The sequence below is a fragment of the Lysinibacillus sp. NPDC059133 genome, assembly GCF_042755925.1.
Classification (GTDB): domain Bacteria; phylum Bacillota; class Bacilli; order Bacillales_A; family Planococcaceae; genus Lysinibacillus.
The window spans coordinates 1-24,237 of sequence record NZ_JBHZDH010000001.1 but is presented as its reverse complement, the minus strand read 5'-3'; the positions used below and the strand labels follow the sequence as shown (position 1 = coordinate 24,237).

Genomic DNA, 24,237 nt, shown 5'->3' with positions numbered 1-24,237 from the left:
GATACTTTTTGCCTTCATTCCTTTACTGGTTCTCTTCAAGGTCTCATCTGTGACCAAGGAGACGCCCACTCACCTCTCCAATCAGCTTAGTTAAATGGCATATCTTTCAAGAAAATGACATCCCAAACTTTTGGCGATGAGGTTTATTCAAGGTATATCACTCTCGGTGGCAAATAATGTATGAAAAATGCTCATATTGAGTTATTTAAATTGCATATGAGATAAGTGTACCAAAGTCTATCATTTTTCACTACTAATAGGCGAACAAGCATTCTTTACTTGCCAGTTCTTTTCTGCTAAGCTTACTTTCTGGCTAACAGATTTGAGCTGCTTAAAAAAATGCATGCTCTGTGCATTGTTTTCCAAAGACACTCTTGTTAACAGTAATTGATTGACCAGATCCAACTGCGCAACTAATTGTTTTAACTTGTTCAAAATAACGCCTCCTTTGCTTTAATTTATGTATTCCTCGCATGTATAAAATTACCTTCATGCGTGACAAAATAAGCGTAAGTTAGCTGAAAGAAGAAGTATTTCGATAAAATTTAATTGAACTCGTCTATTAAATTTTCTAGTCTTCAAAATAGCAATCAAGTAGAGACGCTAACGTGGAGTACCGTTTTTTCTATAAATCCGCTTGGAAATTTCATCAGTTATTTTGACGATTCGCGTGAAAGAACGAGTTAAATCACTTGATATTTTTCGACTTTAGGAGGCGAAAATTGCCCAACGATCGGTCATTCGTCGGTAAATTTAACCATAAATAATCTAGCGTCAATCATACTATTAATGGAAGTAGAGAACTGCTACTTAATCATGGTAAACTATTGTATAATAGCAGTATTATAGAGGGTGAACTAAATGACAATTCGTTATCCGAATGGGAAATTGTATTCCCCTAATCCTGCTGTTCAAAAAACGGTAAAAAAGGGGAAAGAAAAAGATTTTTCTTTTAGTAATCGAGGTAAAACACTAGAAGATGAAATTAATGAAGCAAACGATTATTATGTAAAAAGGCGACTTGCTATCATTCATAAGAAACCTGTTCCCGTGCAAATCGTCAAAGTAGAGTACCCATCACGAAGTGCTGCAGTTATTCGTGAGGCTTATTTTCGAACACCATCAACAACAGATTACAACGGTGTTTGGAACGGGCATTATATTGATTTTGATGCAAAGGAAACAGCTTCAAAGACCAGTTTTCCGCTAAAGAATATTCACTTACATCAAATGACACATATGCAGCAAGTGACGGAACACAATGGCGTGGCATTTGTTATCGTTCGTTTCTCGGCTTTTGAACGATATTTTATCGTGCCATACGATGTTTTACAAAAGGCCTGGCTAGCGATGGAAAACGGTGAACGTAAATCGATCCCCTTTTCAACTATAGAAAAGGAAGCTTTTGAAATTCCTACAAGCTATTATCCACGTATCGATTATTTACCGATTATCCAACAGCTCATTGAAGCACAAAGTCATGGTTCTGAAAGTGAGGAGATAGTAGAATGACTGAACGTCGTCCAACACGCGGTGAGCATCAAAAAGCTCTCGCTCAAAAAAATAAAAAAAGCGCTCCGAAACCATCGAAGAAAAAATGGTTTAAGCGCATTACGCTAACACTTGTAGCAATTATGGCTGCATGTTTTATTGGTGGTGCTGGGTTATTCGCCTATTACGCGAGTACCGCACCTGAATTAGATGAAAGATTACTGAAGGACCCCGTTTCTTCTGAGTTTTATGATAAAAACGGTGATTTATTTGCCACAATTGGTGCAGAAAACCGCAAATATGTAAAATATGAAGATATACCTAAGGATATGGTTAACGCAATCCTTGCAACGGAAGATGCACGCTTTTTCGAGCACGGTGGTATGGATTTTTATCGCCTTGGTGGGGCAATACTCGCTAACTTCCGTGATGGCTTCGGAGCACAAGGGGCCTCTACATTAACACAGCAAGTTGTTAAAAACTCATTTTTACAAAATGAGAAAAAATTAAAACGTAAAGCACAGGAAGCTTGGCTTGCCTACCAATTAGAACGTAAATATTCAAAAGAAGAAATTTTTGAAATGTACTTTAACAAAATGCTGATGTCAGGTCGTGTTTATGGCTTCGGAACAGCAGCCCAATATTTCTACGGGAAAGAACTAAAAGATTTAAGTTTAGATGAAGAAGCATTACTTGCAGGTTTAGTACAGCGCCCAAATGCTTACAATCCATTAAAAAATCCTGAACTTGCAGAAAAACGCCGTAATACTGTTCTAGGTTTAATGTATCAACATAAAAAAATTACAAAAGCCGAGATGGAGGAAGCAAAGAAAGTAAACGTTCAAGCTGGTCTAGCTGACGATGCGACACGTCAAAAATTTGCTGGCTCTAAATACGACGCCTTCCTTGATGTCGTTATTAATGAGCTAGAGAGTAACGGCGATGGTTCTGCAATGGCGGAAGGAATTAAAGTTTACACAACACTTGATCCGAATGCTCAGCAAATTGTTGAAAACATTATGAATGATGACAGTAACTTCCCGTCCGAAAAGATTCAATCGGGTGTGTCTGTCATTGATACGAAAACTGGTCAAATTCAAGCAATCGGTGGCGGACGCAATTACGGGGCTGAACGCGGTTGGAACTATGCCTATGATTTAAAACATCAACCAGGTTCAACAATAAAACCATTACTAGATTATGGACCAGCAATTGAAAATCTAAAATGGTCAACAGGTCAAACAATTGTGGACGAACCTATGACCTACACTAATTCGAAACAAAACATTACAAACTGGGATAATAAATATATGGGTGCAATGACAGCACGTAAAGCTTTATATGCTTCACGTAACGTTCCAGCTGTTAAAGCATTACAAGAAGTTGGTATTGATAAAGCTAAAGAATTTGTTGGTCGTTTAGGTATTAATTCTAAAAATGTTTATGAATCTGATGCAATCGGTGGTGGAGATATTACGATGTCTCCTACGCAAATGGCTGCTTCCTATGCAGCATTTGGGAATAATGGTGTTTACACTGATCCTTATGCAATTACTAAAATCGTTTACCGTGACGGTAAAACAACAAAAGACTACACACCAGAGTCTAATGTAGCAATGAGCGATTATACAGCTTACATGGTGACAGATATGTTACGTGACGTTGTCGGCAATAAGCCGGATGCATCAGGTACTGCTGCCAATGTACCTGGATTAGATATCGCAGGTAAAACAGGTACAACAAACTACGCAGCTGCTGATTTTAGCAAACATAATTTACCGGATACAAGTGTACCGGACTCATGGTTTGCTGGGTATACTTCAAACTATTCAATCGCTATTTGGAGTGGTTATGAAGAACACTTTGATCCAATTACAACTTGGGATGAGCGTCGTTTACCACAACATTTATTTAAACAAATTATGCAAGATATTTCGCAGAACGTTGAAACACCACGTTTCAAAAAGCCAAACTCAGTTGTGGAAGCTACAATTGAAGTAGGATCAAAGCCACTTAAATTAGCAAGTAGTTTTACTCCAAGTGAGAAACGTCGAACAGAGCTTTTTGTACGTGGTTCTGAGCCTAATGAAGTTTCAAATGAATACGCTGTACCAGAGCTTTCTACACCTTACAATGTAAGTGCAAGCCTAGATTTAGAAGGTCAATCTATCAATATTTCTTGGGAGCATGATGCAATGCTTAATCCGGATTCAAATGAACCGCTACCAACAACTTTCGAAGTATCCGCTAAAAAAGAAGGTGGAGAGACTATTTCTCTTGGTAAAACGGAAAGCAAAGGTTTAACAGTTAGCAACATGCTGGAAGATGGCAACTACACGATTTCAGTCGTAGCAGTTGTAGATGGTACACGCAGTAAACCAGGTACAACTACCTTCCAAGTAACAGGTACGGCTGAAGAAGATAAAGAGCCAGATACTCCTGAGGAACCTGATGTTGAGGAACCAACGGAACCGGACCAAAATGGCTCTACCGAGGACAACGATAACCACAATGGTAACGGAAATGATAACAATGGCAATACCGGCAACAATGGGAACGGTAACGGTAATGGCAATGGCAATGGCGATGGGAATGGCAACAGTGGCAATACTGGAAATAACGGTACCCCGCCAGGAAACAATGGCAACAATAATGGTAGCCAGCCACCAACAACACCAACTGAACCAACCGTACCGGATGATGGTACTGGTAGTACTGAATAAAAAAAAGCAGAGTAGCTTAACGCTACTCTGCTTTTTTGTTATTGAAGAACTATATGTCAATAAAATTAAAGTGTCATATTAAATCTTCTGCAAAACAAGGGGGTGATTTCTGTTCCGATGTTCATTTTTATCGGAATACTTTGAAGATTTATCGGAACATAATCTGATTTTATCGGAACAATTTTAACTTTTATCGGAACAATTTCAATTTCTATCAAAAAAAGACGACTCAATCACAATGGAGAGAGTCGTCTAGAGATTTTACGGCCCCAAAAATTTAGGAGCGCGTTATTAGATTTCATTGCCCATTCTATTTTTCAACGCTACTCTGCTTTTTTATCTCTTTCAATTTGCTAAATCTATCCGTCTGTATTACTTTTTTGCAGCTTGCAAGCGTAGTCGTGCTGCTCGTTTTTTTGTTTCCTTAAATAATTCATCGAGCTGACGATAACAAGCATATTGGCCAGGCTTTGCTTTTATAAAGATTAATCGTTCTACACCGTTAATGGGCAATACTTCATCGCCTGCTTCTTGCACTAAACGCTCAAACAATAAAATGGCCTCTTCCATCAATCCTTTTGCTTCACCGTTCCTTGCATCATGAGCTGCATGAATTTTGGCCTCTAGTTCCGTCCATTCTACAAACCAAGCATCCACTTTTTCCTTTGCGATTGCCTCTACATTCATGATTCCTTCACCAGCCCTTTTTTCAAACGCTTTTGTCCTTCTCTACAATCATCAAGTAAAGGGCATGTGAGACAGTTAGGGTTTTGAGCTTTACAATGATAACGACCGAAGAAAATTAGCTGATGATGTGTTTTCGACCACTTGTCCATCGGTGTTTTTTTCATAATTGTCTCCTCGACTTCTAATACTGAATCCTTCCAGCGACAAAGCCCTAATCGTTTAGACACGCGCTCTACATGTGTATCCACTGCAAGTGCAGGAATATCAAAAGCTACAGACAACACGACATTAGCCGTCTTGCGACCAACACCGGGCAACGTCACTAGTGCTTCACGACTTGCTGGTATTTCGCCCCCGTATTCCTCTAATAGTCGTTGACATAATGCTTGAATGTTCTTCGCCTTATTTCGATACAAGCCGATGGAGCGAATATCCTGTTGTAGCTCCTCTAAGGATACAGCTAAATAATCTTCAGGCTTTTTATATTTTTGAAACAATGTTTTCGTTACTTTGTTTACAAGTACATCCGTACATTGTGCTGATAATAGCGTGGCAATAGTCAGTTCAAACGGATTGTCATGCACTAGTTCACAATGTGCATCAGGGAACATACGGTCCATTTCCGCTAGACAATGCTCCCATTGTTTTTTTATTAACATGTCGGAAGCCCCCTATTCTCTTTCTTCTAACCAATTATAAAACGGTACTTTATTTGTCGACTGTGATTCTTGCTGCATTGTACGATTTGACGGTCTGTTAAAGGTTTGCTTTTCACGGAACTGCTCACTTTGCTTCTGTGCAGCCTGAGGTGTCGTAATATTTTTCTTTTTCCACTCCAGTAATATTCGATCAATATAACGAATACTTAGCTTGCCAGCAAACACAGCCTCCTTAAGCGCCTCCTTAATAAGCGCCGGACTGTGCTTATCCTCATCTAACCAAAATCCGATTTTTTCTAGCTCTAAAGGAGATAAAAGACGCCCCATTTCCTCTTCAAATAATCGGAAAACCTCCCCCTCTTCTTGTCGAAGTGATGTTGCGGATTTTTGATGTTCCTTCATTTCAATTATCTGCATAATACGCTCCCACAGTGGGTATACCGAGTATTTTTCATATAGTTTGCCACTTGCATCGACGTCGCTTGTTATTTCTAGGAAACCTTTTTGCATTAATCGCTGTAGACGTGAAGTAATGTCATTGCTAGGCATTGTTAGACGGTTCATTAGATCATTAGGTGTTGGAAAATCATTCCCCTCTATATTGAATGCAAGTAAATGCATAACAATAAGTGCCTCATCATCCTCAATATTTAACTCCTTATAAAACTGAAAAAAAAGCTGAGGAATTTGAATCATTCTCTGCTCAGTCCATGTACGGAGTCGATTATTATTTGCGCTCATATTATACTTGACTCCTTTTCCATCGTAAGTAGAAAAGCCGCGTAGACATATCACTACGCGACTTTTTTGATTTTACACTTTCAAAACCTAAATTGCTTAAGGGTATAAGCGGTTTAATAAACGTGGGAATGGAATTGTTTCACGAATATGCTCCGTGCCAGAAATCCATGCTACTGTACGTTCTAATCCAAGACCGAAGCCTGAATGTGGCACAGAGCCTTGTTTACGTAACTCTAAATACCATGCATAAGCATCTAAAGATAAATGATGTTCTTCAAGACGAGATTTTAATAAATCAAAGTCATGGATACGCTCAGAACCACCAATTATTTCACCATAACCTTCTGGTGCAATTAAATCTGCACATAATACTACATCATCGCGGTCAGGATGTGGTTGCATATAGAACGGCTTAATGCCTACTGGGTAGCATGTGATGAACACAGGTTTGTCATATGAATTAGCAATTGCTGTTTCATGTGGTGCACCGAAATCATCGCCCCATTCAATATCGTCAAATCCTTGTTCATGTAATAATTTAATGGCATCGTCATAAGAAATACGAGGGAATGGTGCTTTAATATTTTCAAGTTTAGATGTATCGCGGCCAAGACGCTCTAAATCTAATTTGCAATTTGCCAGAACTGATTGCACGATATGCTCCACGTATTGTTCTTGCATTTCTAAGTTTTCTTCAAATTCAACAAACGCCATTTCCAGCTCAATCATCCAAAACTCGATTAAGTGACGACGTGTTTTAGATTTTTCAGCACGGAATGTTGGGCCGAATGAGAACACTTTACCTAAAGCCATCGCAGCCGCTTCCAAATAAAGCTGACCAGATTGAGAAAGGAATGCATCTTCATCAAAATATTTTGTATGGAATAACTCAGAAGTACCTTCAGGAGATGATCCAGTTAAAATTGGCGGGTCCATTTTTGTAAAGCTAGTGTTGTTAAGAAACTCATAAGTTGCACGAATAATTTCGTTACGGATTTTCATGATCGCATGTTGCTTACGAGAACGTAGCCATAAGTGACGGTTATCCATTAAAAACTCAGGACCGTGTTCTTTTGGCGTAATCGGAAAATCAGTTGCAGCGTGAAGCACTTCAATACCAGTTACAACAAGCTCACAACCAAAGCTTGAACGCTCATCTGCTTTAACCTCTCCTGTAATGTACATAGAAGTTTCTTGGGACATACCTTTTGCAATTGCAAAAATTTCTTCGCCTACTTCTTCTTTTACAACAACGCCCTGTACAAAGCCAGAACCATCACGTAGTTGTAAAAAGGCAATTTTACCACTTGATCGTTTGTTAGATAACCAAGCACCTAGCTTGATTGTTTCGCCGATATGCTTTGGCATATCTTGAACCATAATTTTTTTCATATAAATCCTCCAAAGTTGGTTAAAAGGATTAGTCTTGCCATTTTGATTTTACAAATGTATCAATTCGACGGACTGCCTCTTCTAATAAGTCTAAAGATGTAGCATAAGATAATCGCATTGTAGTTGGTGCTCCAAAGCCAGAACCTGGGATCACTGCTACGTTTGCTTCTGTTAAAATATCCGCAGCGAATGCATCTACAGAATCATAGCCAGTATGAGCCATAGCTTCTGCGACATCTGGTAATAAGTAGAATGCACCCTGTGGTTTTAATACATTGAAGCCAGGAATTGCACTTAACTGTGGATAGATTTTTTCAAGACGAGATTCGAATGCTTGACGCATTTCTTCAACCGTGTCTTGTGGGCCATTATAGGCTTCCACTGTTGCATATTGTGCAGTTGTTGTTGCGTTCGATGTAGAGTGTGATGCAAGGTCAGTCATTGGTTTAATAATGTCCGCATCCCCTGCAGCATACCCGATACGCCAACCTGTCATAGAGTGAGATTTTGCAACACCATTTACAACGATTGTACGTGCTTTCACTGCATCAGATAGCTGTGCAATTGAAAAATGCTTAATACCATTGTATACAAGCTTCTCATAAATTTCATCTGACACGATTAAAATATCTTTTTCTTCTGCAACAGCAGCAATTTCAGCAATCTCATCGCGAGAATAAATCATACCTGATGGGTTGCTAGGAGAGTTAATGATAACTGCTTTTGTTTTATCTGTCACAGCAGCTCTTAATTGATCTGCAGTAATTTTATAGCCTTGCTCACGTGTGCCTTCCACATAAACTGGAACACCGCCCGCTAATTTTACTTGCTCCGGATAAGATACCCAATAAGGAATTGGAATAATAACTTCATCGCCCTCGTTTAAAATAACTTGGAATAAAGTGTAAAGAATATGTTTTGCTCCAACACCTACAATTACTTCATTCGGCTTGTATGTAAGATTGTTGTCGCGTTGAAGTTTATCGATAATGGCTTGCTTAAGTACCGGAAGACCGCCAGCAGGTGTATATTTTGTTAACCCTTTTTCCATCGAATCAATGGCAGCATTTAAAATATTTTGTGGCGTGTTGAAATCAGGTTCACCAGCGCCAAGGCCAATAACATCAATACCTTGCTCTTTTAACTCCTTCGCTTTCGCAGTAATGGCTAAAGTTGAAGATGGTGTTAAAGTTTTTACACGGTTTGCTAATAAATTTTTCATACGGGATCTACTCCTCTTATAAATTCGTAATGCGCTTCCACCAGTCGCCGTCCTTAAACATAATATAGACATAGTTGAGCTTATCGTGATCGTTTAGGTATGCTATTTCCCAAACAGCCCCTGGCTCCTCATAGCCTAATTTCACATTGAGGACTTTTTGTACATTTCCTTCCTTTTTTAAAACCGATAATGCTTCCTTCTCCGTAATACCATCTTTTAATAATACTTCCTTAATTGAATCAGCTTTTAGATTCGTCGGAACGAAGACAGCTTTTTTATCACCATATTCATCTACCCCGAACACAGTGACATACGAATGTTTGCCATTATATGTGTAGGACTCCGAGACAATTGCGAGGGCTTTGGCATCAAGTGCCAACTGTTCAGCCTGATCTTCAATTGAATGGAATGGAGCCTCGGCTTTCCAGAATACTAAAATACTAATGACAAGTGACAACGAAACCATAAAGACAGAAATGAAAATCAACCAGTTTTTCATATATTCACCTTATGTTTCACATCTAGCATATTCTTTAACCCAAATGCCTGATGCTTTTGTATGTTTATAACTGCGTATACATTCATTTTGCTTTCCATTTTTGTCAACCTGCTTTCTTTCCTCATACCACAACATTATACAACAATTTTGTGCTGTCGTGTCTCTTAATTTCATATATTGTACGTTGATAGAATAACGTTTTCAAATGATTCGAGTAGTAATTTTTTTCTTTTTGGTTTAGCCCTTAAAAATGTTAACCCTTTCAATGTAAAAATCCCTATTCACAATTGCGAATAGGAAGTAAAATTTCCGCTAAAAACTAACGATCATTCACATATAACACAGTTCGTACGACTGTCCTGGTTTGCCCGGTACCACCAACAATCTACTTGCTCAATTTGTAATTGCTCAAACACCCCTGTTTTGCTTTGAATATCGAACTCCTGCATATGATTAAATGTCGATATTTTTCATTCGCACAATTTTCTCCATTATTGTCCTTGTTGCCCAGTGTTTTTACCCATATGATGAGGTAATTAGCAATTTTTAAGAATTGAAAAAGGGACGTGATGTTTTGACTAAAGAAGTTAATCCTACAGATCCAGCAACAATACCAAAATTTGTGGATGAGCTGCCAAAACCGGTTACCGTTAAACCAAAATACTATAAGGGCCAACAAAGAAAAGATTATTATGAGCTTAAAATGATGCAAGCAGAGCATTGTTTCCATAAAGATTTCCCAAAATCAATTATATGGGGCTATAACGGGCTTTATCCCGGACCAACTATTGAAGCTAAAAAAGACAAAAGCATTTATGTTCGATATAAAAACCAATTGCCCTCAAAGCACTTTTTACCAGTCGATTTTACACTTCATGCGGCAAACGATTCGCAGGAAGTAAGAACTGTTACACATTTACATGGCGCAAATGTCGATTGGGAGAGTGACGGTCATCCCGAAGCATGGTATACAAGAGATTATGCGCAAACAGGCCCAAAGTTCAATAATGAAATACACGAATATACTAATCATCAACCCGGCACAACACTATGGTACCATGATCATGCAATGGCACTAACTCGTTTAAATGTGTATGCGGGATTAGCCGGTTTTTATTTACTTCGGGATTCACTTGAGGAGCGTTCTAACCTACCTTATGGTGACTATGAGTACCCTATCTTAATTCAAGATAAATCGTTTAATGAAGACGGCTCACTTTTCTATCCTGATGAACCACCATTCCCAGTTCCCGTTCATCCATCTATTACACCTGGCTTTGTTGGTAATACCATCGTTGTAAACGGGAAGGTCTGGCCTTATTTAAATGTCGAGCCTCGTAAATATAGATTTCGTTTTCTCAATGGCTCCAATAGAAGAGGTTATGTCATTAGCCTTTCAAACGATGAGCCTATGATACAAATCGGAACAGACGGAGGCTTTTTAACAGCTCCTCAAGAAATTCAATCTGTAGAGTTATTGCCGGCAGAACGAACAGATGTTATTGTCGATTTTTCATCATGGGAAGGTCAGGAAATAACGTTAATCAATTCTGATGAAGATATCATCGATGAACATACAAGAGTAATCATGCAGTTTAACGTATGTCTTCCTCTAAAGTGTGAGGATACTAGTGAAATACCAGAAAGACTCGCAGTATCAATGGATTTACACTCACACGATGCACATATCGAGAGACACTTACCATTAACGGCTACGACAGATGATTTTGGTCGGCCAATGTTATTATTAAATAATCGTATGTATCATGACCCTGCTACTGAAAAGCCTGCACTTGATAGTATAGAAATATGGAATTTTATGAATGCCACACAGTTTGATCACCCTATTCATCTACATTTAATTCAATTTAAAATACTAGAACGACGCCCTTTCGATATGGAGCTATATCAAAATGAAGGTAGACTGGAATTTACAGGTCCCCCTGAAAAACCACATAACTATGAGCAAGGTTGGAAAGATACTGTAAAAGCGGAAGCAGGGAAAGTGACGAAAATTATTATGCATTGGAAAGATCATGTCGGCCATTATATGTGGCATTGTCATTTCCTAGAACATGAAGATCATGACATGATGCGACCAATACTCGTTATGAAGGACGTTCACCCCGTGCAAGAGCCACATGCTGAAATCCAGCACCAGGAAATAGAGCATTCGCCAGAACAGCATCACGAAGACCCGACTATTGTTACAGGTAATAATGAGCACACCGTACCACTCTTGAACAATACTCAATACATCACTACAACAGAAGAAAAAATAGAATATTCTTATGCTTCACCCTTACAAACAGCTAAATTAGAAGAAGAAATAGACTACATTCCGCAAACTATTCCCCTCTTAACTAGTACTCAAAACATTACTCACTCTACTGAAACAACTTATTTAGAAGACGAAATAGACTATAATCCGCAAACTATTCCTCTCTTAACTAGTACCCAAAACATTACTCGCTCTCCTGATACAGCTTATTTAGAAGACAATGTGGAATATAATCAGCTATCTGCACCGCTCTTGAACACTACTCAGCCTATCACTTTTTCTAATGTAGAACGCTTAGAGCATAAAGTAACTGATATTGAAAGTATTCCTCAGCCAATCTTCCCGTCTACTGAGTTTCAACCTCCACGACAAAGAATAGCTACTAGGCGTCGGAGAAGATGGTACTAATATTAAGAGGCTGGGACAAAACTAGTCAAAATCTTAATAAGCGCGAGAAATCAATTTTAGAACGTTGATTTCTCGCGCTTTATAAATTATAGGTACGATAAGTAGAAGTAGATCGCCCGCCGATAACGGAAATAGTGGTCATTATCTATTTGTTTTGTATAACTAACAATAAAAGTGAATCATTTAGCTGCCTGGCTCTTTTCAAATCGTAAAATCCTCTTTGTTGCAATTGCCATCACTACCATGGCGATACTAATCATTAAAATAGGAACGTAGACTTTAACACTAAATGCTTCAAATAATAAGCCATACAATATTTGCCCAATTGGTGCCATACATTGTGAAACAGCAATGATAATAGCCATGACCTTCCCTAAGTTTTCATTAGGTGTTTCTTTTTGTACAACTGTAATAACGTAAATAGAGATGATCGTCATAATCATAGCGATTAAAAGTGCGCTAACAACAAATAAAGTATAGGATGGATAATAGCCAATTTTAAGCAGCACAGGCGTGACCGCTAGAGCCATTGGGACAATCAATAAAGCGGTGATGAAAATCCAAATATATAAATTATTGATACCCATTTTTTTCGCAAAGTACCCCATAGATAAAGCTCCTAAAATTGTAGCAAAATCAATTAACCCCATCCCGACTCCATATAATGTATCACTACTTTGCATTGTAACACGGAGAATAATCGGAACCCCTACGACAAACAGCGGTGTTAATAATAAATTTAATAATGCCGCTAAAATCATACATTTGAATACAAAAGATTGCTTCACTACATAGCTAAAGCCCTCTTTCAAATCATTGACAAGCGTCGGAATAATATGTCCGCTCTGCTCTCGTAGCATAAATGGTATATGAATAAACATCTCTAATATGGCAGAAAGGAAAAAGAACACACAACTCACCACGACAAGCACTTTTAAGCCAATCATACCGTATAGTATTCCTCCTAATACAGGAGCAGCTACATTAGACAATGCTTGAATACCATTAACAATTCCATTGGCTTGCTCAAGCTTTTCCTCTTCTACAAGAACTGGAATACTGGCCATCACTGCAGGAGCATACATAGCACTAACAAAGGAAAGTAGTACCATTACAACACCAATAAGCAAAACAGAGCTATTACCAATAGTTAGCATTACAAAGAAAATAAAAACAATTATGCTACTCGTAAAATCGAAAATCACCATTAAATTGCGTCGATTAAACCTATCAGCAATTGCTCCTCCAAGCGGTGCTAGTAAAATTGGGACGCTCGATATCGCAAATAGTACTGCAAAAAGATCTGCACGTCCTGTAATATCTAGTACATAAAGTGATAAGGCAAACCTTAAAAGCGCAGATCCTAAAATAGAAATAATTTGCCCAATCACCATCAGGTTAAAATCTTTTGAAAAGCCTTTTCTTTTAATCTGTGATTCCATTCATTAGACCCCTTCCTTTTAGAACTATTAAACTAACAATCATGACACTCTTGAAAATGTCGATTTGCAATGTCTAAGAAAATAAATTATTTTTATATCGCAAGAAGGACATTACTAAAGATACTTATAATACTTAACAAAATGAGCCACTCGATTTGCGCGCCCCAAAACATTATTAGCAACAAGAGTCCCACGATAATTGATACATAATTTCCAGTGCGACTAATTTTTGATTTCCGATAAAATTTTCCCTTAACGTCATACGTAGATTTCTTTATTTTACGATTCATAAGATAAACTTTTTCTTTTAACTTCTGTTCAGTCTCTTTTGCTTTTTGATGATAAAAAAATGATGTATCTCCTTTAATCATGACGTTCTTCATCTCCATATTTACCGTTTCTTCATACCCATCTAGTTCTTCACCGTCAAAACGATAGAGTTTTTGCAATAGCGTCCACAATGTTTCAATTTCCTCTGTTGTAAAGTCTTTAAAGATGTCTCCTAAAAAGTAAGTAGACTTCTCCGAACAAGTAATTAATGCTATTTTTCCCTCTGCCGTAATCTCGACATTGTTCGATCTTTTGTCTAATTTACTTGGTATCGTTTGGACATATCCTTTTTTCACAAGACTCTTTATTAACTTATTCGCAGTCTGTTAGTTGTACCATTAGTATGAGTAGACAAGCTGATTAAAAAAGATCCAGCATACAGTTTAAAGAAGGCGACTCGCTCAACATTTTATCTTCTGAGGAGTTTACATTAATTTCACTGTATAATCTAAAACGCCCTTCTTCAATAGACCGACTGTCGGTTTATAATATTGTATGATATTTCTCCAAAAAAAGGAACTTGTTTGAATTTCCACTAAAAAATTTAGAATAGGTTGAATTTATCTCAATCACAATCATCATCTCTTACCCATTTCATATTCAGTTCATAAAGACATGCTATAGTTAGTAACATAAAAGATTCATATTTTATTGTTGATGAAATTGAAGGAGGATTTACTTTGCAGGAGGCATCAAAAGATACGACAAAACTTACGGATTGGCGACGTTTTGTTCGCCTAGTGAAACAAGCTGAGCCACCAGTATCGCTTTTAATTATTGCATTAATCATGAGTTTAGCAACTACAGGTGTAGGCTTTATCGTACCGTTATTTACAAAAAAATTAGTCGATGGTTTTTCATTAGCATCACTTGATTATTGGCAAATTATTTTGTTAGGCATTGCTTTTATCGCACAGGCAATTGCAAGTGGCCTTTCTATTTATTATTTAAATCGTGTTGGACATCATGTTGTCGCGACATTACGAGATCAGCTATGGAGAAAGCTACTTCATTTACCAATTCCTTATTATGATGAGAACGATACAGGTGAAACATTAAGTCGTGTTACGAATGACACAGCTGTTGTCAAGGAGCTCATTACGGAACACCTTGCCAACTGTTTATCAGGTGTTATTTCTATTATTGGGTCAATCATTATTCTATTAATTTTAGACTGGAAAATGACCTTAGTCATGCTGATTGCTGTTCCGCTTGCTATGATTATTTTAATGGTGTTAGGAAGACGTATGTTTGTTATTTCAAAAGGAATGCAAGATGAGACAGCAAAATTCACGTCCGTGTTAAATCAAGTTTTACCAGAAACACGATTAGTAAAAGCGTCAAATGCCGAAAGTATAGAATATGAGCGTGGTAAGAAAGGCATTACAAACCTCTTTACGTTTGGCTTAAAAGAAGCTAAAATCCATGCTCTTATTTCGCCACTCATTTCGTTTGTCTTAATGTCAGTCCTTGTGGCCATTATTGGGTATGGCGGTGTACGAGTTTCTTCAGGAGAGCTTACAGCTGGAGACATGGTAGCATTTATTTTATATTTAATCCAGATCATCATGCCGATGACCCAATTAACAATGTTCTTTACACAGCTTCAAAAAGCAATGGGTGCTACAGAGCGAATTAGTGCATTACTTGAGCATGAAGAAGAAGATATTTTTGAAGGAAAAACAATACAAAAAGTGGATCAACCTATTTATGTAAAAAGTGTTGACTTTGCATATGGAGAAGACCTAATTTTATCGAATATTAATTTTACCATTGAACCAGGTAAAGTTACGGCCATCGTCGGACCTAGTGGCGGAGGGAAAACAACAACATTTTCTCTGTTAGAAAGATATTATCAGCCTACTAACGGAAGTATTACACTTGGAGAAACCCCTATCAACACGTACTCCTTACACTCTTGGAGAAGTCAAATCGGCTATGTTGCTCAGGAAAGTGCACTGCTGTCTGGTACGATTCGTGAAAATATTTGCTATGGTATTAATAGAGAAGTGCAGGATGAAGAGCTTGAGCGAGTTGCCAAAATGGCCTATGCCGATCAATTTATCAATGAACTACCAGACCAATTTGATACAGAGGTAGGAGAACGAGGCATTAAGCTTTCTGGCGGTCAACGACAACGAATCTCTATCGCCAGAGCACTTTTACGCGACCCTCAAATATTAATGCTAGATGAAGCAACATCTAGTCTAGATAGTAAATCAGAAATCTATGTTCAAAAAGCATTAGATAATTTAATGCAAGGTAGAACAACGCTTGTCATTGCACACCGCCTTTCTACAGTAGTAGATGCCGATCAAATACTTTTTGTGGAGAAAGGACATATTACGGGCAGCGGCACACATGATACTCTATTTGAGACACATGATATGTATCGAGAGTTTGCCAAGCAACAATTACGTATTAAAGAGGAATAACGAAGGGATTTGTTAGCGTGACAAAACTATTAGTTGTAGATGATGATGCGCATATTCGAGAATTAGTTAAGGTATTTTTACAAAATGAAGGTTTAGAGGTAATTGAAGCTACGGACGGTGTGGATGCACTGTCCAAATTGGATTCTGATAAGGTGGATATGATTATCATGGACATTATGATGCCAAATATGGACGGCTGGAAATTATGCGAAGAAATACGTTCATTTAATGATAATCTACCAATCTTAATGCTAACCGCAAAGGGAGAAACCTCACAAAAGGTAAAGGGCTTTCATCTTGGAACAGATGATTATCTTGTTAAACCATTTGAGCCTGCAGAGCTGATCGTCCGTGTAAAATCAATACTTAAAAGATACCATATTTCCCTATCTCAACTTGTGGAAGCCGGCAATATTAAGTTAAATCGTAATACACATGAAGTCTTGTATAACGGTGAATCTTTAACACTTCGTTTAAAGGAATTTGAACTATTATTTACGTTAGCAAGCTATGCTGGAAAAACTTTTTCACGTGAACAGCTAATCGAAGAAATTTGGGGATACGACTATGAAGGTGATGAACGTACAGTCGATGTTCACATTAAAAGACTTCGTCAACGTTTTCCTCAAGAAACAAGTGGATTTTCTATTCGTACAATTCGCGGCCTAGGCTATCGATTGGAACTTGTTTCATGAGAAGACTTAAAAATTTTTTAAAGCTTTTTTTAACTTTAATGCTTCTTCTTATCATTAGCATCGTATTTGCTTTTATTTCCTACCACATAACGTCCTGGCTTTATGATTGGTTAGGCAAACATCCACAAGGTTTCTGGCTTCAATTATGGACCGTAGTTGGTGTTTTTGTTCTCTTTGCTTGCTCAGTCATCATCACCTTTTTAATTGGGCTAAAAAGACAACGGAACTATTGGAATACGATTGTAGATGCATTAAGCCGGATTTCAAAAGGTGATTTTACTGTCAAATTAGATCTTAAAGCAGATGACGAAGATCAATTTGGTCAATTAATACATGGCATTAACCATATGGCGGTCGAATTAGGCGAAATAGAAAGAATGCGCCAAGAATTTATCTCGAATGTGTCTCATGAAATACAGTCACCTCTAACATCTATTAATGGCTTTGCTAAAGCATTAAAAAACATGGACCTCCCTGAGGATAAGCGACAGCATTATTTAGCCATCATTGAGATGGAAAGTAATCGACTATCAAAAATTAGTGACAATTTACTAAAGCTTACTTCGTTAGAATCACAACATCACCCCTTCGAGCCAGGTCATTACCGACTTGATAGGCAATTGCGCAATGTCGTACTAACGCTTGAACCAAATTGGCTAGCTAAAAATATCGACATGGATATGCAATTAGAAAACATTTCGATAATGGCTGATGAGGACTTAATGAATCAAGTATGGATGAATTTACTAAGCAACAGCATTAAATTTTCGCCAGCTGCTGGCATTATAACAATATCTATGACGAAGCAAATGGACACAATCACAATTGCCATTCATGATAATGGTATTGGTTTAACGGCGGAACAACAAAAGCATGTATTCGAACGATTTTATAAGGCTGACCAATCGAGGACAGCTGAGAATGGTGGAAGTGGTTTAGGACTATCTATCGTAAAGAAAATCATCGATATGCATAACGGAACCATTACTGTTGAAAGCAAGCCTGCTGAATTTACAACGTTTTTTGTAACACTGCCACTAGAAATCAATTACGCCTCGGCGTAATTGTTGCTGTCGCTGCGCTTTCGCACAGATAAACAATGCGTCCGGATTTTGAATTGTGCCTGCACAATTCATTCCTTTCAAAATCCGTGACATCCGCCGGAGGCTTTATCTTCATTCAGTAGTTGTTTGGACACTCTTGAAAAGAAACTTTATACATCTGCATTCATTTCACAGCCTTCAGAGGTGGAAGTCTTCTACTGAATGAAGATAAATCAGACTCGTGCAAACGAATAACAGATTCTTTTTTCGTCTGCACGAGTCTATTAGGCAGATGAACTAGTAAGCTACTTTTCTAAAATATTGATAAACTTTTTCAAGTTTTCTACTTTGTCTCCCCTTCTTACTTTCCATATTGCCAAATTCAAAAAACTTCACTTGTTTAATGCCAACATAATTAAATAACGCTCTTTTCATTAATATTTTATGAGCATTATTTAGCCATAATAGTGGATATTTTGTTGGCCCCTTCATTGTCGAAATACACACTACTGATTTTCCTTTTAGTAGCCCCTCAGGAAATAGTCCCTTTTTATCTTTATAAGCAAAATTGGCCGCAAACAATTGATCAATATACCCTAGAAGCATTGCTGGTGGTCTTCCCCACCATATCGGATAAACAAAAACGATTTTATCAGCCCACTTAATTTGTTCACGATATTTCTCTAACTTCGGATCACGAAACATATCACGACGGCGTTTATGTTCATGAAATACTAAAATTGGGTTAAATTGTTCCTCGTATAAATCTACTACTTGAATCTCATTTATGAGTGGATTGTCATGACAGCCCTTAATAGCCTCCTGTAAAAAAGCATAATTCAAACTTTTATGATTGGGATATGTATAAATAATTAATGTGTTCATCTTGCATCCTCCATTACTTATCATTTGATAACAAAATAATAAATCACCTTATTTTAGTTGTCAAATGATAATTGTTTTAAGATAAGTTTTTTGTTATCTTGTCAGTAAGAGGTGAACCCATTTGGACAAAAAAGAATTATTTATTCAGTTCGTAGCTTTTACAACAACGGTACATCAAGTAACGCACGAACTAACTCAAAACGTAAAAATCGATAATATTACACCAGTACAATATAAAATTCTAGAATATATAAAAGTAAGTCAGCCAGTTACACCTACTGAAATTAGTGATTGCCAGCATATGTCCTTACCTAATACAAGCCGAGAATTACGAAAACTACAGGAAAGCAAGTTTATTGAAAAAATTAGTGATACCGAAGATCGAAGAAAGCACTATGTTTGCCTTACAGAGGATGGAGAAAAAATAATGGGAGAAGCATTCGCCTGTATAGAAGAGCGCTTTCAACAACTTATCCAACATGCATCTAAAGAAGATTTAGAGGACATTCATCATGCATTAAACATTCTTGACGAAAAGGTCTTTAATCCAAAATTATAAAAAGAACCTGCATGCTTTTCACGATAAGACAAGCATTGCAGGTTCTTTCATTATTTATCAAATTGACATAGAAGCGTTCCACACCTGGGTATTTCTCTCCTAGACTAGCTATGAAAATGATAACGCCTTCGTGACCAACATCGTGTCGCTGTCGCTACTTTATCACTACGCTTTCGTACAAAAAACATCTGTTGGCACGAGACCCTGCAACAATGCGAAGCGGCTCATCGGATGCCCCCAGGAAGCTTTGCTCTGTGCGAAAGCGAAGCGTCAGCAACAAAGCGCCCAGTCGGAACGGCAATCAACCACACTTTATGGTAATGAGCTATATAAATGATTTCTAATAAATTGATCCACCATCGGAATTTAGGGATGACATTTTGCTAAAACGTATGTCATGCATATAAGTTGATTGGAGTGGAGACTGGGCAACTCCTCGGGGATTAGCGATAGAGGAACGAAGGCTAAGAACATCACGTCCTGTGATAACGCCTTCGTGACCAACATCGTGTTGGCCCGAGACCCTGCAGCGAAGCGAAGCGGCTCATCGGACGCCCCCAGGAAGCTTTGCTCTGTGCGAAAGCGAAGCGTCAGCAACAAAGCGCCCAGTCGGAACGGAAATCAACCACACTTTATGGTAATGAGCCTATTTAGTGTAACTACCTTATTTTCGTAATTCAAAAAACGTTAATGCCATACATCGTCACTCATTTACACTTTTTTTAATAGTATAAAGATGTATAGAAGGAGGAGACATAAGTGGAAGTAGCCGTGTTAGACAAGAAGTGGATAGAAGAACATTTTGAAACACTTCCATTATGGCAACAGTCAGCATATACCGACTTCGCTGCCATGGTTGCAGATGAAGCAAATACGTTTCCCTGTATTCCAGCTAGAAAAGGTTTTTTATCGAACGAGCTTCGCTATAGTTTTATCGGAGATCCACGAGAGGAGCAATCGATAAAGACGTTAGCACTCTGCTTAAAGGAATACGATAAGTGCGCTAAAACGTTTGGTAAATATACAACACATACCATTTTCTTCAAAACCCCTAATGATATGCATAAAAATTTCGATGTTGAAGATTATAGAAATTTATTTTGGTTCGTTTTAAACAATTTAACTAAATTTGATGATATCGATTGGCCAAAGGAAATTCCAACCGATCCATCGCACAATGAATGGGAATTTTGTTTTAACGGTGAGCCTTATTTTGTATCTTGTGCAACACCCGCACATGAATTGCGTAAGAGTCGTAATTTTTCAACTTTATTAATGGCATTTCAGCCACGTTGGATATTTGAAGAAATGAACGACTCTACTGTCTTTGGTCGAAAATTAAAGAAACTTATTCGTCAACGCATTAACGAATATGATGCTATTTCTGCTCATCCTGATTTAAAATGGTACGGGCAAGAAGGTAGTTATGAATGGAAGCAGTATTTTTTAAGTGATGATAATAGTAGTCCATCGAAATGTCCTTTTTTACGTATGCAACATTCTCTGCACTTTCCACAGAACAAAGAACAATAATCAATTATGCCTCGGCATAATTGCGTCCGGTATCGGCTTTGTGCTAGCACAAAGAACTCCTTTCCGATTCCGTGACATCCGCCGGAGGCTTTAACTTCTTTCAGCGGATGTTTGGACACCCGCTGAAAGAAGTTAAACATGCTTACCGTGTTTTTGCCTTTTCATGACAATCCAAGTCGCTATTCCTATAATGATGATAAAAAGCAGGCTCACGAAAAAACCGAGTCTGCTTGTTTTTTCCCCTAACGTCCCAGACACCGTCACCACAATGAGCAACATCCCTATTCCATTCTTCACATACTCCCACTTCGACAACTTCATTAGCTTCATATAGGTCACTAATATAAAGAGCCAGTTATATATCAGCATTAAGCCTGCAGCTGTAACCAAATATTCAAAAATCTTTTCTGGCATGAGGAAGCCTATAACAATAGTGATGATTAAACCACTAGCTAAAAAGAGAAATGCAGGAAATGGGACCTTCATCTTCCCTTTTTTAGCTAAAGCCGTTGGAGCATCATGATCCTCTGCCAATGTAATGAGAATCGTTATGACCGCATATAAAGAGGCTACCATTGTTGAAAATCCTGCAATAATTAAAACGCCATTAAAAATGTCTGCAAAAAAAGGTATGTGATAACCGTTAAGCGCTGTTATAAATGGGCTTTCCTCAATAGTAAAATCCTTCCAAGAAACAAGCGCCAAGGCAAGCATAATAGCCATTAGAAAAATGACAGTTATAGCAATAAGCATCACTTTTCCGGCTTTCGGTGCTTCTTGAGGATTTTTTAAATCAATGACCATTAAACCCATAACCTCAATTCCACCAAATGCATAAAAGGCATATAGCAGTCCAAGCCATATTCCTTTCAAACCTTGTGAGAAAAATTCTTCATAATTTGCATGCAGTGCAGCGAGTGTAGTGGATTCCGAATTAAATCCTTTTATTATTAAAATAGCCGCTACTATAATAAACATCACAACCGCCGCTGCCTTTAACGCACCAAAAATATTTTGAAAGTTTTCAAAGCCCTTCATACCCATAAGAATAACGGCTAATCCAAGTACAGCATAAATAGATGCAGCAACCCATAATGGAAGTGTAGGAAACCAAAGCTTTGTAAAAATACCAAGCGCCGTCAATTGGCTGCCCATAATGAGCATCTCAGAAATCAAATAAATCCATCCATTACTAAATCCTGCCCAATTTCCAAAAGCTTGCTTTGCATAAGTACGGAATGAACCCTTATCTGGATTGTCAACTGACATCTTAACAAGAGCATCATAGACAATGTACGTAGCAATCGCAGCTAACAAAAAAGGAATTAAAACAGCAGGACCACTTTTATGAATGGCCATACTCGTCCCGAGAAAAAATCCTGTTCCTAATGTACAACCTATACCTAGAAGCGAAAGCTGCCACCAAGACAACCTCCCTTTACTTGTTTTAGATGTCATTTTGATCAACCCTCCTGCCTTTTTGCTACTTTCTTAACAACGGCAATGTCATGCAACGAATGCCACCACCGCCTTTTTCAAGCTCTGAGACTTCAATTTCTATCAAATTCTTTTTTTGCAATAGCGGATGCTTCGTCCATTGTTCCTTCGTGGCTTGCTTACTAATTAACAGTGTTTCGGGATTAAGATTAATAAAATTGATATCAGGGATTGTATTATATTTTTCAAGCCAATAAACGTCAAAGCCATGGCGATTTAAAAATTGCTCGGTCATTGCAAAACGATTTGTTTGAGCTGTGAACACATGTACAGGAAAATAACGCATAAAGTTTTTAGCTATTACTAGATTAGCGTTCGCCACATTACAATTCATATCTAAATGAAGTGTATCGGAGCGTCTCGGCAAATCAATAATCGCAATTTCCGAAAATCCTTCTTGGAAAATACGATCCTTGATACTTTCCACAGCCTCTAATGTTGTTCTCATGCCAATATTAATAAGCACAGCATCCTTATTTAGGATCATCACATCTCCACATTCTAAAGCAGTAGAAGGTTGCTTATTTAATTTTTCTGGAAACCACTTTTCTAATAATGAGTGCGCATGTGGATACTCCGGACGCCTTAGCGAGCTGCCCGCTTCTCCAAGGAACATACTATTTCCTAAAACACAGGCTAGATCGCGTACAAAGTACCTATTTATAAGCTGCTCACTTACTGTTTTCTCATCATTTGTTAGCTCTTTCGAATAGTCAATAACCTTGACACCCGCATTTTCTAGCGTTGTCTTTAATTCCATGAAATTCTCCATTGCTTTTACGTGATTGACAGTAGCACTCCACCCTACATTTTCAGCTATTGTTGAATCTGTTACATCTAATATTGTAGGTGCACAAAGCATAACAACCTTAAGCTCTTCATGCTCTGACCAACAACTTGCTTGGAATGAGTCCATAATGTAATCTCCCCTTCTTCATGACTATCTCAGCTTAGCGTTACCATCAAAACTAGGATTATACAGACAAAATAGGTAGCAGAACTAATGGTATCCATTTCAAATGATAAGAATGAGGTATTGTTGCAAAAGAGATACGATGGAAGTTGAGGAGGACTTTGATGGAATTAGGAAAAAGCGCAGTAAATACTGAAAAAAGAGACGTATTAAGATTTAGAGAGAAAACTTATTAATCATAACTAGTCTTCTCTCGCGACAAAATAATTCCATTTCATAACTTTTATCAATGAAAATACTGATGATAAGCTTGCTCAGCATCCATTTCGCTTGTAAATATTAACATATCGTTTGTTAACGGATAATACGTCTCAAATAGAAATAGCGCTAGCTCCTTTGGATAATCCGGATTGTTCACTACTGCCGCTTCCTGTATGTTCACTACTTCCTGAACATATGGATGACGATAAAAAATATAAACAATATCCCCTACACTATATTGCTGCTTCATTCCATCACCTTCCTCTGATTTCCATTAGTTTGGTGTTAGAAGAAGTAAATTATAATTAATTTTTGATTTTCGTGTAGATATTTAATCCGCTGAAAGAAGTTAAAAATCCATGATGGCATTAGAAATATTCCCCCCTACCAACGCTCGTATCATAAAACGTCTCAATTAGAATATATATTAATTTATCTGACTACTCCCACAGCTAAAGCAGTGGGGTTCTTATATACTTAAGAGAAGCGTTACAAAGCTCTCCACAGATGGTGTTGCCATGTCCTGTGTACAACATCTTTG

At 37.8% G+C, this 24,237-nt stretch carries 20 protein-coding genes and 1 pseudogene; 8 read left to right on the top strand and 13 right to left on the bottom strand.

What is annotated here, in order from left to right; all coding sequences use genetic code 11:
* Positions 1-240: 240 nt before the first annotated feature.
* Positions 241-435 (bottom strand): endonuclease, encoded by a 195-nt coding sequence (locus ACFXN8_RS00105; protein ID WP_376073362.1) that lies wholly within the window; start codon positions 433-435, stop codon positions 241-243.
* Between the two features lie 426 nt (positions 436-861).
* Between ACFXN8_RS00105 and recU the strand changes: the two genes are divergently transcribed.
* Positions 862-1,512, top strand: coding sequence for a Holliday junction resolvase RecU (gene recU / locus ACFXN8_RS00100; protein ID WP_386841804.1), 651 nt, complete (start codon positions 862-864; stop codon positions 1,510-1,512).
* Positions 1,509-4,214 carry a PBP1A family penicillin-binding protein gene (locus ACFXN8_RS00095; RefSeq protein ID WP_386841803.1) on the top strand — a complete coding sequence of 902 codons (2,706 nt, stop codon included), beginning with the start codon at positions 1,509-1,511 and terminating at the stop codon, positions 4,212-4,214. Before recU ends, ACFXN8_RS00095 begins: the two co-directional genes overlap by 4 nt.
* Before the next feature lie 372 nt (positions 4,215-4,586).
* Here ACFXN8_RS00095 and ACFXN8_RS00090 read toward each other — a convergent pair whose 3' ends face one another.
* The 6 genes from ACFXN8_RS00090 to ACFXN8_RS00065 form a co-directional block, all read right to left on the bottom strand.
* The gene (locus tag ACFXN8_RS00090) at positions 4,587-4,901 is read right to left on the bottom strand and encodes a YpoC family protein (protein WP_376073368.1); all 315 of its coding nucleotides are present in this window, start codon (positions 4,899-4,901) and stop codon (positions 4,587-4,589) included.
* Positions 4,898-5,560, bottom strand: coding sequence for an endonuclease III (gene nth / locus ACFXN8_RS00085; RefSeq protein ID WP_386841802.1), 663 nt, complete (start codon positions 5,558-5,560; stop codon positions 4,898-4,900). The genes ACFXN8_RS00090 and nth overlap by 4 nt, the downstream gene beginning before the upstream one ends.
* 12 nt (positions 5,561-5,572) lie before the next feature.
* Positions 5,573-6,301 (bottom strand): DnaD domain-containing protein, encoded by a 729-nt coding sequence (locus ACFXN8_RS00080; RefSeq protein ID WP_376073372.1) that lies wholly within the window; start codon positions 6,299-6,301, stop codon positions 5,573-5,575.
* A 96-nt stretch (positions 6,302-6,397) separates the two neighbouring features.
* Positions 6,398-7,693 (bottom strand): asparagine--tRNA ligase, encoded by a 1,296-nt coding sequence (gene asnS, locus ACFXN8_RS00075; RefSeq protein WP_386841801.1) that lies wholly within the window; start codon positions 7,691-7,693, stop codon positions 6,398-6,400.
* A 28-nt stretch (positions 7,694-7,721) separates the two neighbouring features.
* Positions 7,722-8,915, bottom strand: coding sequence for a pyridoxal phosphate-dependent aminotransferase (locus tag ACFXN8_RS00070; protein WP_386841800.1), 1,194 nt, complete (start codon positions 8,913-8,915; stop codon positions 7,722-7,724).
* A 16-nt stretch (positions 8,916-8,931) separates the two neighbouring features.
* Positions 8,932-9,414 (bottom strand): cell wall elongation regulator TseB-like domain-containing protein, encoded by a 483-nt coding sequence (locus tag ACFXN8_RS00065; RefSeq protein ID WP_386841799.1) that lies wholly within the window; start codon positions 9,412-9,414, stop codon positions 8,932-8,934.
* Between the two features lie 574 nt (positions 9,415-9,988).
* Between ACFXN8_RS00065 and ACFXN8_RS00060 the strand changes: the two genes are divergently transcribed.
* The gene (locus ACFXN8_RS00060; RefSeq protein ID WP_386841798.1) at positions 9,989-12,103 is read left to right on the top strand and encodes a multicopper oxidase family protein; all 2,115 of its coding nucleotides are present in this window, start codon (positions 9,989-9,991) and stop codon (positions 12,101-12,103) included.
* A 179-nt stretch (positions 12,104-12,282) separates the two neighbouring features.
* Here ACFXN8_RS00060 and ACFXN8_RS00055 read toward each other — a convergent pair whose 3' ends face one another.
* Positions 12,283-13,545, bottom strand: coding sequence for an MFS transporter (locus ACFXN8_RS00055; RefSeq protein ID WP_386841797.1), 1,263 nt, complete (start codon positions 13,543-13,545; stop codon positions 12,283-12,285).
* A gap of 374 nt (positions 13,546-13,919) precedes the next feature.
* A pseudogene (locus tag ACFXN8_RS00050) lies at positions 13,920-14,201 on the bottom strand (MarR family winged helix-turn-helix transcriptional regulator); the annotation flags it as partial.
* 354 nt (positions 14,202-14,555) lie between these two features.
* Between ACFXN8_RS00050 and ACFXN8_RS00045 the strand changes: the two are divergent.
* The 3 genes from ACFXN8_RS00045 to ACFXN8_RS00035 are packed head-to-tail and all read left to right on the top strand — an operon-like array spanning position 14,556 to position 18,069.
* On the top strand, positions 14,556-16,310 hold the full coding sequence (locus ACFXN8_RS00045; RefSeq protein WP_386841796.1) for an ABC transporter ATP-binding protein: 1,755 nt from the start codon (positions 14,556-14,558) through the stop codon (positions 16,308-16,310).
* Positions 16,311-16,327: 17 nt separating this feature from the next.
* Positions 16,328-17,005 (top strand): response regulator transcription factor, encoded by a 678-nt coding sequence (locus ACFXN8_RS00040; RefSeq protein ID WP_386841795.1) that lies wholly within the window; start codon positions 16,328-16,330, stop codon positions 17,003-17,005.
* Entirely contained in the window at positions 17,002-18,069 is a 1,068-nt protein-coding gene (locus ACFXN8_RS00035) for a HAMP domain-containing sensor histidine kinase (protein ID WP_386841794.1), read from the top strand. Before ACFXN8_RS00040 ends, ACFXN8_RS00035 begins: the two co-directional genes overlap by 4 nt.
* Before the next feature lie 276 nt (positions 18,070-18,345).
* Here the strand turns inward: ACFXN8_RS00035 and ACFXN8_RS00030 are convergent, their stop codons facing one another.
* Positions 18,346-18,933: an NAD(P)H-dependent oxidoreductase gene (locus ACFXN8_RS00030; RefSeq protein ID WP_386841793.1), complete on the bottom strand. Its 588-nt coding sequence runs from the start codon at positions 18,931-18,933 to the stop codon at positions 18,346-18,348.
* Between the two features lie 121 nt (positions 18,934-19,054).
* On the opposite strand from ACFXN8_RS00030, the gene ACFXN8_RS00025 reads away from it, so the two are divergent.
* The gene (locus tag ACFXN8_RS00025) at positions 19,055-19,492 is read left to right on the top strand and encodes a MarR family winged helix-turn-helix transcriptional regulator (protein ID WP_386841792.1); all 438 of its coding nucleotides are present in this window, start codon (positions 19,055-19,057) and stop codon (positions 19,490-19,492) included.
* 759 nt (positions 19,493-20,251) lie between these two features.
* Positions 20,252-21,025: a YqcI/YcgG family protein gene (locus ACFXN8_RS00020; RefSeq protein WP_376073388.1), complete on the top strand. Its 774-nt coding sequence runs from the start codon at positions 20,252-20,254 to the stop codon at positions 21,023-21,025.
* Positions 21,026-21,157: 132 nt separating this feature from the next.
* Here the strand turns inward: ACFXN8_RS00020 and ACFXN8_RS00015 are convergent, their stop codons facing one another.
* The 3 genes from ACFXN8_RS00015 to ACFXN8_RS00005 all read right to left on the bottom strand — a co-directional run bounded on the left by ACFXN8_RS00015 (position 21,158) and on the right by ACFXN8_RS00005 (position 23,946).
* Positions 21,158-22,483, bottom strand: a complete 1,326-nt coding sequence (locus ACFXN8_RS00015) for an amino acid permease (protein ID WP_386841791.1) — start codon at positions 22,481-22,483, stop codon at positions 21,158-21,160.
* Positions 22,484-22,508: 25 nt separating this feature from the next.
* Positions 22,509-23,438, bottom strand: coding sequence for an arginine deiminase family protein (locus tag ACFXN8_RS00010; RefSeq protein WP_386841790.1), 930 nt, complete (start codon positions 23,436-23,438; stop codon positions 22,509-22,511).
* 283 nt (positions 23,439-23,721) lie between these two features.
* The gene (locus tag ACFXN8_RS00005; RefSeq protein WP_386841789.1) at positions 23,722-23,946 is read right to left on the bottom strand and encodes a transcriptional regulator SplA domain-containing protein; all 225 of its coding nucleotides are present in this window, start codon (positions 23,944-23,946) and stop codon (positions 23,722-23,724) included.
* Between the last annotated feature and the right edge of the window lie 291 nt (positions 23,947-24,237).

What these genes read in the sequence shown, in the direction of transcription:
- ACFXN8_RS00010 (WP_386841790.1), bottom strand. Translation starts at nt 23,438, where the DNA reads ATGGACTCATTCCAAGCAAGTTGTTGGTCAGAGCATGAAGAGCTTAAG.
- ACFXN8_RS00070 (WP_386841800.1), bottom strand. Translation starts at nt 8,915, where the DNA reads ATGAAAAATTTATTAGCAAACCGTGTAAAAACTTTAACACCATCTTCA.
- nth (WP_386841802.1), bottom strand. Translation starts at nt 5,560, where the DNA reads ATGTTAATAAAAAAACAATGGGAGCATTGTCTAGCGGAAATGGACCGT.
- ACFXN8_RS00055 (WP_386841797.1), bottom strand. Translation starts at nt 13,545, where the DNA reads ATGGAATCACAGATTAAAAGAAAAGGCTTTTCAAAAGATTTTAACCTG.
- ACFXN8_RS00015 (WP_386841791.1), bottom strand. Translation starts at nt 22,483, where the DNA reads ATGACATCTAAAACAAGTAAAGGGAGGTTGTCTTGGTGGCAGCTTTCG.
- ACFXN8_RS00090 (WP_376073368.1), bottom strand. Translation starts at nt 4,901, where the DNA reads ATGAATGTAGAGGCAATCGCAAAGGAAAAAGTGGATGCTTGGTTTGTA.
- ACFXN8_RS00035 (WP_386841794.1), top strand. Translation starts at nt 17,002, where the DNA reads ATGAGAAGACTTAAAAATTTTTTAAAGCTTTTTTTAACTTTAATGCTT.
- recU (WP_386841804.1), top strand. Translation starts at nt 862, where the DNA reads ATGACAATTCGTTATCCGAATGGGAAATTGTATTCCCCTAATCCTGCT.
- ACFXN8_RS00005 (WP_386841789.1), bottom strand. Translation starts at nt 23,946, where the DNA reads ATGAAGCAGCAATATAGTGTAGGGGATATTGTTTATATTTTTTATCGT.
- asnS (WP_386841801.1), bottom strand. Translation starts at nt 7,693, where the DNA reads ATGAAAAAAATTATGGTTCAAGATATGCCAAAGCATATCGGCGAAACA.
- ACFXN8_RS00080 (WP_376073372.1), bottom strand. Translation starts at nt 6,301, where the DNA reads ATGAGCGCAAATAATAATCGACTCCGTACATGGACTGAGCAGAGAATG.
- ACFXN8_RS00065 (WP_386841799.1), bottom strand. Translation starts at nt 9,414, where the DNA reads ATGAAAAACTGGTTGATTTTCATTTCTGTCTTTATGGTTTCGTTGTCA.
- ACFXN8_RS00030 (WP_386841793.1), bottom strand. Translation starts at nt 18,933, where the DNA reads ATGAACACATTAATTATTTATACATATCCCAATCATAAAAGTTTGAAT.
- ACFXN8_RS00095 (WP_386841803.1), top strand. Translation starts at nt 1,509, where the DNA reads ATGACTGAACGTCGTCCAACACGCGGTGAGCATCAAAAAGCTCTCGCT.